Origin of the sequence: Tenggerimyces flavus (genome assembly GCF_016907715.1) — a bacterium.
GTDB lineage: Bacteria > Actinomycetota > Actinomycetes > Propionibacteriales > Actinopolymorphaceae > Tenggerimyces > Tenggerimyces flavus.
Genome location: NZ_JAFBCM010000001.1, coordinates 723619 through 737533, shown reverse-complemented (window position 1 = coordinate 737533; position 13915 = coordinate 723619). Strand labels below are relative to the sequence as shown.

The following is a 13915-nucleotide window of genomic DNA, read 5'->3' as shown; positions in this document are numbered from 1 at the left end:
CGGTTTCAGGCCAAGCAGCTCAGCTCGGGCTGACCAACCGGGCCTCGTACGCGGCGATCACCAGCTGCGCGCGGTCGCGGGCGTCGAGCTTGCGGAGCAGCTGGCCGATGTGCGACTTGACCGTCCCCGGGCTCACGTTCAGCTGCGAGGCGAGCTCGGCGTTGGACAGGCCGCGCGCGATCAGCGCGAGGACCTCGCGTTCCCGTTCGGTGACGCCGTCCAGCCGGTGCGCCGTGACCTCGGGTGCGGCCGGCTTCGCGGCGAACGCGGCGATCAGCCGGCGCGTGACGGTCGGTGCCAGCAGCCCGTCGCCCGCCGCCACCACCCGGATCGCCGACACCAGATCGGCCGGCGGCGCGTCCTTCAGCAGGAACCCGCTCGCCCCCGCGCGCAGCGCCGTGTAGACGTACTCGTCCAGGTCGAACGTGGTCAGGATCAGCACCCGCACGTCCAGCCCCGCGTCGGAACGGATCAGCCGGGTGGCCTCGATCCCGTCCAGCTCCGGCATCCGGACGTCCATCAGGACGACGTCCGGTCGCTCGGAACGCGCCAGCCGCACCGCCTCGAGCCCGGTAGACGCCTCGCCGACGACCTCGAGCTCGGCCTGCGTCTCCAGCAGCACGCGGAAGCTGCCGCGCAGCAACGCCTGGTCGTCCGCGATCAGCACGCGGATCATCGCGACCCCGCGTACGGAAGCAAGGCGTGCACGGCGAACCCGCCCGAGTCGCGCGGCCCGGCGGAGAACGTGCCGCCGTACGTCGCGACCCGCTCGCGCATGCCGACCAGCCCGTGCCCGCCGCCATCAGGCAGAACGCGGACGCCGGGACCGTCGTCGGTGACGTCGATGCGGACCTCGGTCGCGGCGAGCTCGATCCGCACCAGACACCGCGCCGGCGCCGCGTGCTTCATCACGTTCGTCACCGCCTCCTGCACGATCCGGTAGACGGAAAGCTCGACGCCGTGCGGCAGGTCCGCAGTCCCGCGAACGTCGAGGTCCACCCGCACCCCGGCCATCCCCGCCCGCTCGACCAACTCGTTCAGCCGGGAGAGCCCGGGCGAAGGCGCCAACTCCGTCGGCTGGCCGTCGGAACGGAGGACGTCCAGCAGGTGCCGCATCTCCCCGAGCGTCTCGCGACCGGTCCGCTCGATCACCCGCAACGCGTCGACGACCTCCGATGGCCGGTCGGCGGCGACATGAGCCGCCACGCCGGCTTTGACCGTGATCACGCTCATGCTGTGCGCGACGACGTCGTGCAGCTCGCGGGCGATCCGGAGTCGTTCCTCGGTCACCGCCCGCTCGGCCTCCTCCTCGGCGACCCGCGCGATGTAGTCCCGGCGGTCGCGGACCGCGCGGCCGAGCGCCCAGCCGACGCAGACCACCGAGAAGCCGAGGACGAACTCGCCGAGCAGCTGGCCCGGCTGGACGGGCAGCCATCCCACCGGCCCGACGGTCGCCGCGGCGACCAACCCGACGCCACCCAGCACCCCGATCAGGCGCGTCGGCACCCATCGCCGCTTCGGCAGCATGACCGCCACCGTGTAGAGCGCGAACGCCACCGCGAAGAACGGCTCGGCGACGACCCCGAATCCCACCGAGACCGCCGTGGCGAGCAGGGTCAGCCCGAGCACGGGCACCGGCCAGAGCCGGCGGACCGCCACCGGGAGCGCGGCTATCGCAGGCAGCAGCCCCGTCCAGCCGCCGGACGTCGCACCGATCGTGACCAGCACGAACAGGGCCACCGCCACGCAGTCGAGCACGACCAGCTGGCGGCGGGTCCACCGTTCGAACAGCACGCGTCGACCGTAGCCGGCCAGGCCGGCGCCGCGCGTCGGACCACGGTCCGACATCCCGTGGTCGGAGCCGGCGGCGCAAATCCGGACCTCGCTCAGATGTCGCGGAACGCCGGCTCCGGGAGCGTTGCCGGCATGTTGCAGATCCGAAGTCTCAGCAAGCGGTACGGGTCCACCGTCGCCGTCGACGACCTCTCGTTCGAGGTGAAACCCGGCCGGGTCACCGGCTTCCTCGGTCCGAACGGTGCGGGGAAGTCCACGACCATGCGCATGCTGCTCGGCCTGGACCGGCCGACGGCGGGCGAGGCGCTGGTCAACGGCCGCCACTACGCCGAGCTGCGCCGCCCGATCCACGAGGTCGGCGCGCTGCTCGACGCCAATGCCGTGCATCCCGGGCGGAATGCGTACGACCACCTCAGCTGGCAGGCGGCCAGCAACCACATCGACCGCCGTCGCGTGGTCACGTGCATCGAGCAGGTCGGGCTCGCCGGCGTGGCACGCAAGCCGGTCGGCGAGTTCTCGCTCGGCATGAAGCAGTGGCTCGGGATCGCCGGCGCGCTGCTGGGCGACCCGGGCGTGCTGATGTTCGACGAGCCGGTGAACGGGCTCGATCCCGAGGGGGTGCGGTGGATTCGCGAGCTGCTGAAGGGATTCGCGAACGAGGGCCGCACCGTCCTGCTGTCCAGCCACCTGATGTCGGAGATGGCGCAGACCGCGGACGACCTGGTGATCCTCGGCCGCGGCCGGCTGGTCGCCGAGACCACCGTGCAGGACCTCGCCGACAGGTTCGTGCAGGGCGTGTTCGTACGGTCGCCACGGCCGGGCGAGCTGGCCCAGCTGCTGCGGTCGGCGGGCTACGAGGTCGACGACGGCGACTCTCTCGTCCGCGGCGCGACCGCTGAGGAGGTGGGCGATCTCGCTGCTGGGCAAGGGATTCCGATCCATCAGCTCGTCACGCGGTCGGCGTCGCTCGAGGACGCGTACCTCGAGCTGACGGCCGACAGCGTCGAGTACCGAGCCGGAGGTCCGAGCGATGACTGACCTGGTTTCCGCCGAGTGGGTGAAGCTGCGCTCGGTCCAGTCGACCTTCTACGCGGTGTTCGCGGTCGTGATGTTCGTGGCTATGAGCGGGCTGATCGCCTGGCAGACCGCGGGGAGGTGGGACGCCGCCGACGCCACGCAGCAGGGGGAGTTCCACTCGATGACGCCGGAGAGCGGCCTGCTGATGTTCGTGCAGCTCTGCGTCGCGGCGCTGGGCGTGCTGGCGGTCACGTCGGAGTACGCGACGGGCATGATCCGTACGACGCTCACCGCCGTACCGCAGCGCGGCTGGATGCTCGCCGCGAAGGCCACCCTGATCGGCGCCATCGCGTTGGCCATCGGGCAGGCCAGCGCGTTCGCGATGTTCTTCCTCAGCCGGCTGATCGTCGGCGACCGCCCCATCCCGGGCTACCTGACGCAGGTCTTGGACGAGGTGCCGCGACTGCTCAGCCTCGGGCTGTCGGTGATGGTCGTCGGGCTGGTCGGACTCGGGCTCGGCGTGATCACCCGTTCGACCACGGGCGCGTTGACCGCCGTCGTCGCGCTGCTGTTCGTGTTCCCCACGCTCGGTCAGCTGCTGCCGAAGCCGTGGGACGAGCGCTTCGTCGCGCTCACGCTCAACGCGCTGCCGAGCCAGTTGGCCGGCGCCGAGGGCTCGTACTTCTCGCCGGGGGTGGCCCTCGCGGCCCTGCTCGGCTACGTCGTCCTCGCGCTCGGTGCCGCCTGGGTCGTGCTCCGCGGCAACGACGCCTGATCCCTAGGAGGGACTGTCATGAACGGCAAGCTGAAAATGGGACTGATCCTGTTCGCGATCGTGGTCGGCCTGGCCGCGGTGTTCGCGCTGCTGGGACCCGGACCTCAGTGATAGATCGCGTGGACGGCGGTGGCGGTCTCGGCCATCAGCGTGCGGAGCTCGGGCGGTTCGAGGACCTCGAGGTCGGCGCCGAAGCGGAACAGCTCGAGCCGCGCGTGGGTGAGCGACTCGATCGGGACCGTCGCCTGGCGCCACCCGTTCTCGTCCTGCTCGGTGGCGGACTCGCGGGCGCGCTTCGCGACCGCGCCGCCGAGGTAGTAGCCGAGCAGGTCGTACGCCAGCGGTGAGAGCCGAACGGTCGCCTCCTCGGGGTAGAGGCGGGCCTGGAACTCCTCGGAGTACGCCGCCCAGAAGGACCCGAGGTCGAACGCGTCGGGCCGCTCGAACGTGTCGGACAAGACCTCCAGCGCGAGGACGCGGGAGATCCGGTACGTACGCGGCTCGCCAGCTGGCGGCCGGGCGATGAGGTACCAGGTGCCGTTCTTCAGAACGAGGCCGAGCGGCTCCAACGTTCGGACCACCTCGGTCCGGCCCCAGCGGCGGTAGCGGATCTCGATCATCCGGGCGTTCCACACCGCGTCCGCGATCGCGGACAGGTGCGGCGGCCGTTCGACGGTCCTGAACCAGCCCGGTACGTCCAGGTGGAACCGCTCGGAGATCCGCCCCGCCCGCGAGCGCAGTTCCGGGGGCAGGGCCGCCATCAGCTTGAGCTGGGCCGCGGCCAGCACCGAGCCCAACCCCAGCTCGGCCGCCGGCCCGGGCGCACCGGCCAGGAACAGCGACTCCGCCTCGTCCGCGGTCAGCCCGGTCAGCCGGGTCCGGTAGCCCGCCAGCAGCTGGTAGCCACCGAGCGGGCCGCGGTCGGCGTACACCGGAACGCCGGCCGCGCCCAGCGACTCCACGTCCCGGTACACCGTCCGGACAGACACCTCCAGCTCCTCCGCCAGCTCCTGCGCGGTCATCCGCCCGCGGGTCTGGAGGAGGAGCAGCAGGGACACCAGCCGGCTCGCTCGCACAAGAACCAGAGTCTCGCATAATTCCTGACAGGACCTGACAGGTATAGCTGACAGAGTTCCTCTCATGACCAACACTTTCAAGTTCACGAGCTGGGACGAGGCACCCGCGCCCGAGGGGCATGAGGGCCCGCGAACCGTCCACGCTCACACGACCAACGAGTTCGCCGGCGTCATCGAGGGCACGAGCGTCGCCGACCACGTCATGTTCTACTCAGGCCAGGGCGAGGGCTGGGGGTCCGGCATCTACTACGGCTTCGAGCAGATCGCCGGCTCCGTCGACGGACGCAAGGGCAGTTTCGTCCTCCAGCACGTGGGAAGTTTCGATTCGACCACAGTGCGGGCAACGTGGACGGTTGTCGAAGGTTCCGGCACGGGCGAGCTGGAGGGCCTCGAGGCAACCGGTGGCTTCGTCTCCGTCCACGGCGAGGGGGATTCCACCACGTATACCTTTGAGCTCAGCTAGCTCATGATCACGCGCCGCTCAACTGCCCGTCAGAACGAGGTACTGCGCGCTGATCAGCTGCTGCGCCTCCAGCAGCGACTTGCCGCTCGCCTGGGCGACGTAGCGATCGACGGCTACCTGGCAGGAGAAGGCTGGTCTCAGGCCCGGCTGCCCGCGCTTCAGGGAGAAGCACGCCGCCTGTCCGAGACCCTTCGGAGGCGCCGCGACGGCGTACGCGAACTCGGTGGCGGCGGCGAGGCCGGTGTGCAGGCGCTGTGCCTGCACGTGGCTTCCGGCGCGCAGGACGGCGGCGCGGTTGGCGGCGATGGCATCGACCCCGGCGGCCCGGAAGATACCGATGACTCCCTGCGGTTCGGTGACGAAGTGGGTGGCGGTCAGCGGTCCGCCGGAGAAGGCCGTGGGTGCCAACGACCCCTTGGCGTCGCCGGCCAGCGTCTTGCCCAACAGTCCCCTCGGGTCGACCGGAAGTGCCGCCACTGTCGCCGTCCCCTTGAACTGGCCGAACAGTTGTCTCTGCCGTACCAGCACGCTCGCGACGACGGTCTGCAGGGTCGCGAACGACTTGGTCTTGCTGGTCGCGTAGATGATCAGCAAACCCCTGCCGGACGCCTCGACCGCGGTGACGTCCCGATCTCCGTAGTTCGTCTGGGCCGTGACGAGGGCGCGCGGATGGGCTCGGAGGACGATCTTCCGATCGTGCTGATCGTTCTCGTTGGTGGACTCGAGGTACTTCGTGTGCAGGCCCCGCGCCGCCTTGGCCGCCTCGGCCGGACTCCGGAAGAGCAGCACCGAGGACGAGACCTCCTCGGCCGGGGTCTCCGTTCGCCGGGTGGCGCCGAAACCCGTCACCCACTGCTTGAGCGGGGCTGTGAAGTAGTACATGTTGGACAGGGCAGCGCCGTTGGCGACCACGGTCGACGGTTGCCCCGGCTTGGTCAGGGTGCCGTCGAAGTCGTACGGATCGACGACGTACTCCGCCAGCCGGTAGCCCTCGGCGACCTCGCCGGCCTCTTCGTCCGCAACGACCGCCGGGACCTTGCTCGCCGTGGGCGTGAACTCACCGAGGTCGAGCTCGGCGGCGGGCACGGCCGGCGTCGTGCTTGGCGTGCTCGGTGTACTCGCGGTGGTGGGCGTCGTGGTCGTGCTCGGTGCTGTGATGGTCGGTGGCGTGCTGCCCGGAGCCTCGGCGGTCGAGCCGCACGCTCCAAGCGTCACCAGCACTGTCGCAAGGACAAGACCACGAGTGATCGGCGCCATCTGTTCTACCCCGTAAGTCGATGTGTCCGTGCACTCTAACGACGAGGCAAAGGAGGACGACGATGGACAGCGCCAAGCTGTACGACGCCACGCGTGGGCGGATCGTCGAGCTGTTGGGCGGCGCTGATCCGGCGACGCCCGTCGAGGCGTGCCCGGGCTGGAACGTTCGGGACCTGGCGGCACATCTCGCGGGCGGTCTCGCCGCGTTCGTCGCGCGGGACTTCGACGCCGGCGAGCACGAGAACTTCGGCGAACGGATCGTCGCCGAGCGCCGCGGCCAGTCCATCGAGGCGAGCGTCGCCGAGTGGGCGAAGAGCCGCGAGACCGCCGACGAGGCGATCGAGTCGCCGATGGGCGCGGTGCTGGTCGCCGAGGTCGTCGGGCACGAGCAGGATCTGCGGACCGCGCTCGGCCAGCCCGGCGCGCGTGACGACCAGGCCGTACGCGTCGCGCTCGACCGTCCGCTGCAGGAGCTCGCGAAGAAGCTGGCGAGCGACGACCTCGCGCTGCGGATCGTTCTGGACACGGATGCTTCTGTGTATGGCGAGCGTGCGCCGAGCGTCACGCTGACCACCAGCGCGTACGAGCTCGGCCGCGTCATGGGCGGCCGCCGCACCGAGGCGGAGGTCAGGGCGCTCGACTGGGGCGGCTCCGACCCCGAGCCGTACCTGCCCGCGCTGATGCTGTTCGGCACGTTCCGCGAGACCTCGTTGGAGGAATAGATGAAACGCGAACAGGTCCTCGCGTACCGCTGGCAGGCACACGGGCTCGGCCGGGACGGCGACCTTGGCGTGCTCGATCTCGGCATCCCGGACACGCCGTACGGCTCGGCGCGCGCCGCGCTGGCGGCGCGCATGGACGACACGCCGGCCGAGGACGCGGACGGGTACACGCTCGCGTGGACGTTCCGCGGCGCGCCGCACCTGCACCGAACGGCGGACATTCCTCAACTGGCCAAGGCGCTCTGGCCGGTGAGCGACGCCGACGCTACGTCGCGGCTGGTGGCCGAACGCAAGCCGTTGAAGGAGGCGGGCATCGGCGGGCTCGAGGCGTTCGTGACCGCGGCCAAGGCGATGCGGACCGTCGTCAAGAAGGCGATGCCCAAGGGCGAGGTGAGTGCCGCCGTCACCAAGGAGCTGCCCGCGGCGTACTCCTACGAGTGCCGCGGCTGCGAGGCGACGCACATCTACGGCGGCCTGTTCCAGCAGGTCGGCCTGCCCGGCGGCGTACGGCTTGTGCCCGGCGGCAAGACCACATTGACAAAGGCGTTCGACACGTATCCGCTGCCGAAGAAGGCCGAGGGCTTGGAGAACGTGATCCGCGCGTACCTCAGGCTGCACGGGCCGGCCACGCTCGCCGAGGCCGCCGGCTACGTCGGAACGAGCCAGGCCGGCGCCAAGCACGCATGGTCGCAGGACGGCCTGGCCGACTTCGAGCTGAACGGCAAGCAGGTCTGGCTTCCCGAGGAGCAGCTCGACGCGCTCAGCAAGGCGAAACCAGGCAAACAGCTCCGCCTGATCCCGCCCGGCGACCCGTACCTGCAATTGCGCGACCGCGACCTGCTGGTGCCGGATCGTCAACGGCAGAAGGAACTCTGGCGCCCACTCGGCAACCCCGGAGCCGTACTCGTCGGCCCCGAGGTCGCCGGCACGTGGCGGACCCGGATGAGTGGAAAGAAGCTCACGCTGACCGTGCAGGCGTTCGACGGCAAGTTCCCCGTCAAGGCGCTGCAGGCCGAGGCCGAACGGCTCGCCGCCGTCAGAGGGGCGGCGACCGTCGACCTCGCCTGACCGCTACCGAACCAAGCCGTAAGGCCCGACCGGGCTGGGCTTGCGCTGGCTCCGCACGCCCTCGCCGAGACCGGGCTTCTCCATCGACGGGCACCGCAGCCCGCGCTTCGGCACCTTCAGGTCGATCAGGTACGCGTCGACCGCGTTGTCGACGCAGGACGTGATGCCCCAGCCGTAGGCCGTGTGGCCCCAGCCCTCGTACGTGACGAGGTGCGCGCCGCTCTGCCGCGCCGCGGCCTTGTTCCACTCGTACACGGTGGCCGGATCGTGCACGTTGCCGACCATCACCAGCGGCGGAGCGTCCTTGATTCGCAACCGCTGCTGGGGATTGGTGTTCTTCGTGCCACTACCCACGCAGGTCATCGCGTGGTCGACGTACGGCGACCACTGGATGTTCGGGAAGTGCATCGCCAGCAGCTTCCGCAGCCCCTTGTAGTGCGCGTAGTTGCGTACGGGATAGGACCAGTCGCTGCACCAGATCGACGGGTAAGGCTCGTTCACGATCGGCCCCGCGAACCGCACCGCCTTCGCGGCCCTGCCCGCGCTCAGGTCGGCGAAGTACTTCGCCAGCTCGCCCCACGAGCCAGGAGACATGACGCCGAACGCCATGCCCGCAAGGTCGTAGAACGAGATCGGGGTGCCCTCGGAGTCGACGAGCGTGCCGGCCTTCGCCTGCTTCCGCAGCTCGCCGTAGACCTTCCTCGTGTTCTTACCGTACAGCGCGCACTGCGGCGTCTTGTCGCACCACCGGGCGAACTCGACGAACCCGTCCTCGATCGGCTTGGTCTCGGTCCGCATGAACTCCCACGCGGTGCGCAGGCTGTGGTCCATGTTGCCGTCCATCACCAGCGCGCGAACGCGGTGCGGGAACAGCTCGGCGTACTGCTGACCCATCAGGCTGCCGTACGAATAGCCCACGTAGGTGAGCTTCTTCTCCCCGAGCGCCGCGCGGATCGCGTCCATGTCGCGCGCGGTGTTGAGGTTGTCGACGTGGCTAGCGAGCTTGCCCGAGTTCGCCCGGCAGCTGTCGTGCAGCTTGCGGTTGATGCGGGCCAGCTTGTCGAACTCGGCCTGGCTGGTCGGGTGCTTCGCGGCGTCGGACGCCTGCGCGAGGTCGGAGTCGCAGCGCAGCTGGCTGCTGGTGTTGATGCCCCGCGGGTCGAAGCCGACCTGGTCGAACCGTGCCCGCACCTTGGCGGTGAAGACCTGGGTGTACTTCACGAAGTCCACGCCGGAGCCGCCAGGGCCACCGGGGTCGACCAGGACCGAGCCGATGCGCTTGCCGGGACCGGTCGCCTTGCGGCGGGCGAGGCCGATCGTGATCTTCTCGCCGTTCGGCTTGGACCAGTCCAGCGGAATCTCGAGCGACCCGCATTCGGCACCCTCGGCTTCGGCCTCGGGACAGGGCTTCCAGCTGATCGACGACGTGGCCGCGGTGGCCGGTGCGATCGTGCCGCCGGTGAAGGCGACAGCCACCACCAGCGCCCCGACCAGTGTTCGGGAACGCATGTATCCCCCGTTCATGATTCGGATCAGAACGGGGCCTATCTTGCCTGTTTCTGCTTGGTCGCACCGGTCGGCGGCATGAGCCGTCGCTATCTCGGCGGATGGCACCGACGGCGCCACGCCTGCGGCAAAGTAGTCGTTGGATGGTCGGCGCCGTCGATGCACCGGGGGCCGAGATGGCAACGGCGCCGCCGACTCTCTTGCGACGGGTTTACCTGGTAAAGGCCTTTTGCAACCGTTCGACCGCCTCGTCCAGCACCTCGTCGCGCTTGCAGAACGCCCAGCGCACGAGCGGCCGTCCGACCTCGACGTGGTCGTAGAACACCTCGTGCGGGATCGCGACGACGCCGCAGCGCTGCGGCAGCATGCGGCAGAACTCGACACCGTCGTCGTACCCGAGCGCCCGGACGTCGGTGGTCACGAAGTACGTGCCCTGCGGGCGGAACACGTCGAAGCCGACCTCGGCGAGTCCTGCGCACAACCGGTCCCGCTTCGCCTGCAGCGACGCGCGGAGCTCGTCGTAGTACTCGTCGCCGAGCGCCAGCGCGGTCGCGACCGCCGGCTGCAGCGGACCGCCGGAGACGTAGGTGAGGAACTGCTTCGCCGTCCGTACGGCCGTCACCAGCTCCGGCGTCGCGCAGACCCAGCCGATCTTCCAGCCGGTGACCGCGAACGTCTTGCCAGCAGACGAGATCGACACCGTACGTTCCCGCATCCCCGGGTACGTCACGAGCGGAACGTGCGGCGCGCCGTCGAACGTGAGGTGCTCGTACACCTCGTCAGTGACGACCAGCAGGTCGTGCTCGTTCGCGACCTCCGCGATCGCCCGCAGCTCGTCGGCGGTGAGGACCGTGCCGGTCGGGTTGTGCGGCGAGTTGATCAGCAGCAGCTTCGTCCGCGGCGTGATCGCGGCGCGCAGCGCGTCGACGTCGAGCCGGAAGTCCGGGACGCGCAGCGTCACCGGCACGCGGACGCCGCCGGCCATCGCGATGCCCGCGGCGTAGGAGTCGTAGTACGGCTCCAGCGCGACGACCTCGTCGCCGGGCTCGACCAGCGCGAGCAACGCCGACGCGATCGCCTCGGTCGCTCCCGCGGTGATCAGCACCTCGGTCTCCGGATCGAAGTCGAGGTCGTAGAACCGCTTCTGGTGCTGGCTCACGGCCTCGCGCAGCGGCGCGATGCCCGGGCCGGGCGGATACTGGTTGTGCTTGCCCGAACGGATCGCGGCGACCGCGGCGTCCAGCATCACCTCGGGGCCGTCGGTGTCGGGAAAGCCCTGTCCAAGATTGATCGACGAGGTCGCGACCGCGAGGGCGGACATCTCGGCGAAGATCGTCGTTCCGAGACCCTCCAGGCGGGCCGCCAGCTTGTGGTGGCTCACAAGCTCGGAGCGTACGCGTCCGGGTCCGGTCGCGGCGATCGGGGCGGGAGAGTGTAAAGGTTGGGGCAACACATGGAGGATTCGACGATGAGCGAAGATCGGCCGAGCAAACCGATGCCCAGCTGGCCCAGCGATCCGAAGGACGCTGTGGTCGCACCTTCCGATCGGCCGAGGCTTGTGCTGATCTCGGTGATCCTGATGTACGCCGGTGGCGTGGTGTCCGCTGTCGCGGGTGCGCTCACGTACTTCATCGCCCCGCGCGAGGCCCTGCGGCAGGCCGCCGAGCAGTCCCTGCGACAGCGCAAGCAGGCCGTGACGCCAGCGGCCGTCGACGCGCTCGTCAACTCGACGGTCACGATGGTGGTGACGATCATGGTCGTCTCGGCCGTGGTCTGGGCGGTGATCGCCTACTTCACCAGCAGGCGCATGAACTGGGCCCGCATGATCGCGACCGTACTCGGCGTGCTGAACGTCTTCGCGACGTTCACGTTTTTCGGGCGTACGCCGTCCGCGCTGCTGCTGATGCTGATCGGTCTGGCCTCGGTCGCGTTGCTGTGGACACAGACCTCCCGGCAGTGGTTCGGCTCGACACCCAAACTGAAGGTCTGAGGCGGATGCCCACCGCGCTCGTCACCGGCCCGACCGTCGGCATCGGGAACGCGTTCGCCGACGCGCTGGCCCGACGCGGCTACGACCTCGTGCTCGTCGCTCGCGACGAAGAACGGCTGAAGTCGGTCGCCGCGGACCTCACCGAGCGGTATCGCGTTGCTGTCGAGGTGCTGCCGGCCGACCTCGCGGACCGTGCGCAGCTGACCGCCGTCGAGGAGCGGCTGCGGTCGCCCGGCGAGGGGCAGGCGCATGTCGACCTGCTGGTGAACAACGCCGGGTTCACGCTCAAGGAGAACATCGTCGACTCCTCGTCCGACGACGAGGAGCGGCTGCTGGAGGTGCTCGTCGTCGCGGTCATGCGGCTGGCGAAGGCGGCGCTGCCGGGCATGATCAGGCGGCGCGCGGGCGGGATCATCAACGTCTCGAGCGTCGCGGGCTACGCGCCGTACGGCACGTACGGGGCGGCGAAGATCTGGGTGACCACGTTCACCGAGGGCCTGTCGTTCGACCTGGAGGGCACCGGGGTCCGGGCGATCGCGGTCTGCCCGGGGTACGTGCACACCGAGTTCCACCAGCGCGCGGGCGTGAAGGTGGTCGCGCCGGAGTTCATGTGGATCCCGGTCGAGACGGTGGTGAACGAGGCGCTCGCGTCGCTGTTCCGCGGCACGGGCTCGCCGGTCGTGATCCCGTCGCCGCAGTACAAGGTGCTGATGGCCGCGGCGAAGCTCGCACCCCGCAATCTCGTGCTGAAGATCGCCCGGGGCCAACGGGAGAAGCGCGCTTAGCCCAATCGATTTGGTAACCAAAAAGCGGTCAAACCGGCGTGATCACGGCGGAATCGCGAGGATGTCCGGTCGCGGACCGGCAATCAGGACTACTCTGCTGAGTCGTGTCGATCGATCAATCCGTGCTGTCCGCCGCCCGCGACGAGCTGCGCTCGCTGATCCAGGCGCGGGCCGTCGTCCGCGGCCGGGTCACGCTCTCCTCGGGCAAGGAAGCGGACTGGTACGTCGACCTGCGCCGGATCTCGCTCGACGGCGAGGCGGCCCCGCTGATCGGGCCGCTGATGCTCGACCTGACCCGCGACCTCGAGTACGAGGCGGTCGGCGGGCTCACGCTCGGCGCCGACCCGATCGCGACCGCGATGCTGCACACCGCCGCCGCGCGCGGCGACCGGCTGGACGCGTTCGTCGTCCGTAAGGCCGAGAAGAAGCACGGCCTGCAGCGCCAGATCGAAGGCCCCGACGTGAAGGGCCGCCGCGTCCTCGCCGTCGAGGACACCTCGACCACCGGCGGGTCCGTTCTCCAGGCCGTCGAGGTGCTCCGCGAGTACGGCGCCGAGGTCGTCGCCGTCGCCGTCCTGGTCGACCGCGACACCGGAGCGCGGCAGAAGATCGAGGCAGCCGGCCTGCCGTACCTCACCGTCTATGGCCTCGCCGATCTCGGCGTGGAGACGTAAGGGCTGGGGCGAGTCATGCTCGGGCGCGACGGGGTCATCGCGGGCATCGTGCTCGTGTTCGTCGTAGGTGCGGTGATCGCCGGCGTGATCTGGTACCTCGCATTGCGGGCCGCGAAGGCGCGTGTGCAGCTGTTGCGCAGGCTCGCGTCGAGCCATGGTTGGACGTTCACCGGCGAGGTGCCGGTCTACACCCGCCAGCGCGCCGGCGGCCCGTTCGGTCGCGGGCACTCGCGGACGGCGCGGAACGTCATCGCTGGCCGGCATCGCGACCTCGACGTGGAGGTGTTCGACTACGCGTTCAAGACCACCGAGACGCAGGACCAGACGACGTCGACGCAGATGAACCGGTTCGGGATCTGGTCGGTGGGGCTGCCCGCGAAGCTGCCGTTCCTCGAGGTGGGGCCGGAGGCCTTGCTGGGTTCGGGGAACGGGTTCGTCTCGCTCGACCTGGAGAACGCGGAGTTCCGCCGTTCGTACCGGGTCCGCTGCGACGACCCGAAGTTCGCGACGATCCTGCTGTCGCCGCGCCTCACCGAGCTGCTGGTCGCGTACGGCGAGGTGTGCTGGCGGATCGACGGCAACATCCTGTGGTCGTGGGACGCCGAGCACCCCGGTCCCGAGGAGATCGTCGACCGGCTCGACCTGCTGGCCGACGTGGTGGGCATGATCCCCGTCGTCGTGTGGGCCGAGTACGGACCCTCCGAAGCGCTGTGACCCGCCCTCCGGTTCTCCGTGCTCTCTGGCGCCACCCACCGGTCCGCCGCCGTGCCAATGATCATGTTTACATG

15 protein-coding genes are annotated in these 13915 nt (G+C 69.8%); 9 read left to right on the top strand and 6 right to left on the bottom strand.

From position 1 onward, the window contains the following. Nucleotides 1-19 precede the first annotated feature (19 nt). Both JOD67_RS03645 and JOD67_RS03640 read right to left on the bottom strand, forming a co-directional pair. Nucleotides 20-676, bottom strand: a complete 657-nt coding sequence (locus JOD67_RS03645; protein ID WP_205115121.1) for a response regulator — start codon at nt 674-676, stop codon at nt 20-22. Further along, nucleotides 673-1794, bottom strand: a complete 1122-nt coding sequence (locus JOD67_RS03640) for a sensor histidine kinase (protein ID WP_205115119.1) — start codon at nt 1792-1794, stop codon at nt 673-675. Before JOD67_RS03640 ends, JOD67_RS03645 begins: the two co-directional genes overlap by 4 nt. Before the next feature lie 132 nt (nt 1795-1926). On the opposite strand from JOD67_RS03640, the gene JOD67_RS03635 reads away from it, so the two are divergent. Further along, nucleotides 1927-2832 carry an ABC transporter ATP-binding protein gene (locus JOD67_RS03635; protein WP_205115117.1) on the top strand — a complete coding sequence of 302 codons (906 nt, stop codon included), beginning with the start codon at nt 1927-1929 and terminating at the stop codon, nt 2830-2832. Next, the gene (locus tag JOD67_RS03630) at nt 2825-3586 is read left to right on the top strand and encodes an ABC transporter permease (RefSeq protein ID WP_205115115.1); all 762 of its coding nucleotides are present in this window, start codon (nt 2825-2827) and stop codon (nt 3584-3586) included. Before JOD67_RS03635 ends, JOD67_RS03630 begins: the two co-directional genes overlap by 8 nt. 104 nt (nt 3587-3690) lie before the next feature. Here JOD67_RS03630 and JOD67_RS03625 read toward each other — a convergent pair whose 3' ends face one another. Beyond that, nucleotides 3691-4644 carry a helix-turn-helix transcriptional regulator gene (locus JOD67_RS03625; RefSeq protein ID WP_307782262.1) on the bottom strand — a complete coding sequence of 318 codons (954 nt, stop codon included), beginning with the start codon at nt 4642-4644 and terminating at the stop codon, nt 3691-3693. A gap of 82 nt (nt 4645-4726) precedes the next feature. On the opposite strand from JOD67_RS03625, the gene JOD67_RS03620 reads away from it, so the two are divergent. Further along, entirely contained in the window at nt 4727-5125 is a 399-nt protein-coding gene (locus JOD67_RS03620; protein ID WP_205115111.1) for a DUF3224 domain-containing protein, read from the top strand. A gap of 18 nt (nt 5126-5143) precedes the next feature. Here JOD67_RS03620 and JOD67_RS03615 read toward each other — a convergent pair whose 3' ends face one another. Further along, entirely contained in the window at nt 5144-6346 is a 1203-nt protein-coding gene (locus JOD67_RS03615; RefSeq protein WP_205115109.1) for a DUF7373 family lipoprotein, read from the bottom strand. 98 nt (nt 6347-6444) lie between these two features. On the opposite strand from JOD67_RS03615, the gene JOD67_RS03610 reads away from it, so the two are divergent. Both JOD67_RS03610 and JOD67_RS03605 read left to right on the top strand, forming a co-directional pair. Beyond that, nucleotides 6445-7104: a maleylpyruvate isomerase family mycothiol-dependent enzyme gene (locus JOD67_RS03610; protein ID WP_205115107.1), complete on the top strand. Its 660-nt coding sequence runs from the start codon at nt 6445-6447 to the stop codon at nt 7102-7104. After that, nucleotides 7105-8172 carry a winged helix DNA-binding domain-containing protein gene (locus JOD67_RS03605; RefSeq protein ID WP_205115106.1) on the top strand — a complete coding sequence of 356 codons (1068 nt, stop codon included), beginning with the start codon at nt 7105-7107 and terminating at the stop codon, nt 8170-8172. A 3-nt stretch (nt 8173-8175) separates the two neighbouring features. On the opposite strand, the gene JOD67_RS03600 is transcribed toward JOD67_RS03605, so the two are convergent. Both JOD67_RS03600 and JOD67_RS03595 read right to left on the bottom strand, forming a co-directional pair. Continuing rightward, on the bottom strand, nt 8176-9681 hold the full coding sequence (locus JOD67_RS03600; RefSeq protein ID WP_205115104.1) for an alpha/beta hydrolase: 1506 nt from the start codon (nt 9679-9681) through the stop codon (nt 8176-8178). Between the two features lie 208 nt (nt 9682-9889). Next, on the bottom strand, nt 9890-11059 hold the full coding sequence (locus tag JOD67_RS03595; protein WP_307782261.1) for a pyridoxal phosphate-dependent aminotransferase: 1170 nt from the start codon (nt 11057-11059) through the stop codon (nt 9890-9892). A gap of 87 nt (nt 11060-11146) precedes the next feature. Between JOD67_RS03595 and JOD67_RS03590 the strand changes: the two genes are divergently transcribed. The 4 genes from JOD67_RS03590 (at nt 11147) to JOD67_RS03575 (ending at nt 13841) form a co-directional block, all read left to right on the top strand. Further along, a complete protein-coding gene (locus JOD67_RS03590) occupies nt 11147-11668 on the top strand; it encodes a hypothetical protein (protein ID WP_205115102.1) in 522 nt (173 codons plus the stop codon). A gap of 5 nt (nt 11669-11673) precedes the next feature. After that, a complete protein-coding gene (locus tag JOD67_RS03585) occupies nt 11674-12453 on the top strand; it encodes an SDR family NAD(P)-dependent oxidoreductase (RefSeq protein WP_205115101.1) in 780 nt (259 codons plus the stop codon). Nucleotides 12454-12563: 110 nt separating this feature from the next. After that, nucleotides 12564-13127 (top strand): orotate phosphoribosyltransferase, encoded by a 564-nt coding sequence (gene pyrE, locus JOD67_RS03580; protein ID WP_307782725.1) that lies wholly within the window; start codon nt 12564-12566, stop codon nt 13125-13127. Nucleotides 13128-13142: 15 nt separating this feature from the next. After that, nucleotides 13143-13841 carry a hypothetical protein gene (locus tag JOD67_RS03575; protein WP_205115100.1) on the top strand — a complete coding sequence of 233 codons (699 nt, stop codon included), beginning with the start codon at nt 13143-13145 and terminating at the stop codon, nt 13839-13841. Nucleotides 13842-13915: the final 74 nt, after the last annotated feature.

Coding starts and splice junctions, on each gene's coding strand:
- JOD67_RS03575 (WP_205115100.1), top strand. CDS start 13,143: ATGCTCGGGCGCGACGGGGTCATCGCGGGCATCGTGCTCGTGTTCGTC.
- JOD67_RS03620 (WP_205115111.1), top strand. CDS start 4,727: ATGACCAACACTTTCAAGTTCACGAGCTGGGACGAGGCACCCGCGCCC.
- JOD67_RS03585 (WP_205115101.1), top strand. CDS start 11,674: ATGCCCACCGCGCTCGTCACCGGCCCGACCGTCGGCATCGGGAACGCG.
- JOD67_RS03605 (WP_205115106.1), top strand. CDS start 7,105: ATGAAACGCGAACAGGTCCTCGCGTACCGCTGGCAGGCACACGGGCTC.
- JOD67_RS03630 (WP_205115115.1), top strand. CDS start 2,825: ATGACTGACCTGGTTTCCGCCGAGTGGGTGAAGCTGCGCTCGGTCCAG.
- JOD67_RS03590 (WP_205115102.1), top strand. CDS start 11,147: ATGAGCGAAGATCGGCCGAGCAAACCGATGCCCAGCTGGCCCAGCGAT.
- JOD67_RS03610 (WP_205115107.1), top strand. CDS start 6,445: ATGGACAGCGCCAAGCTGTACGACGCCACGCGTGGGCGGATCGTCGAG.
- JOD67_RS03635 (WP_205115117.1), top strand. CDS start 1,927: ATGTTGCAGATCCGAAGTCTCAGCAAGCGGTACGGGTCCACCGTCGCC.
- JOD67_RS03645 (WP_205115121.1), bottom strand. CDS start 676: ATGATCCGCGTGCTGATCGCGGACGACCAGGCGTTGCTGCGCGGCAGC.
- JOD67_RS03600 (WP_205115104.1), bottom strand. CDS start 9,681: ATGCGTTCCCGAACACTGGTCGGGGCGCTGGTGGTGGCTGTCGCCTTC.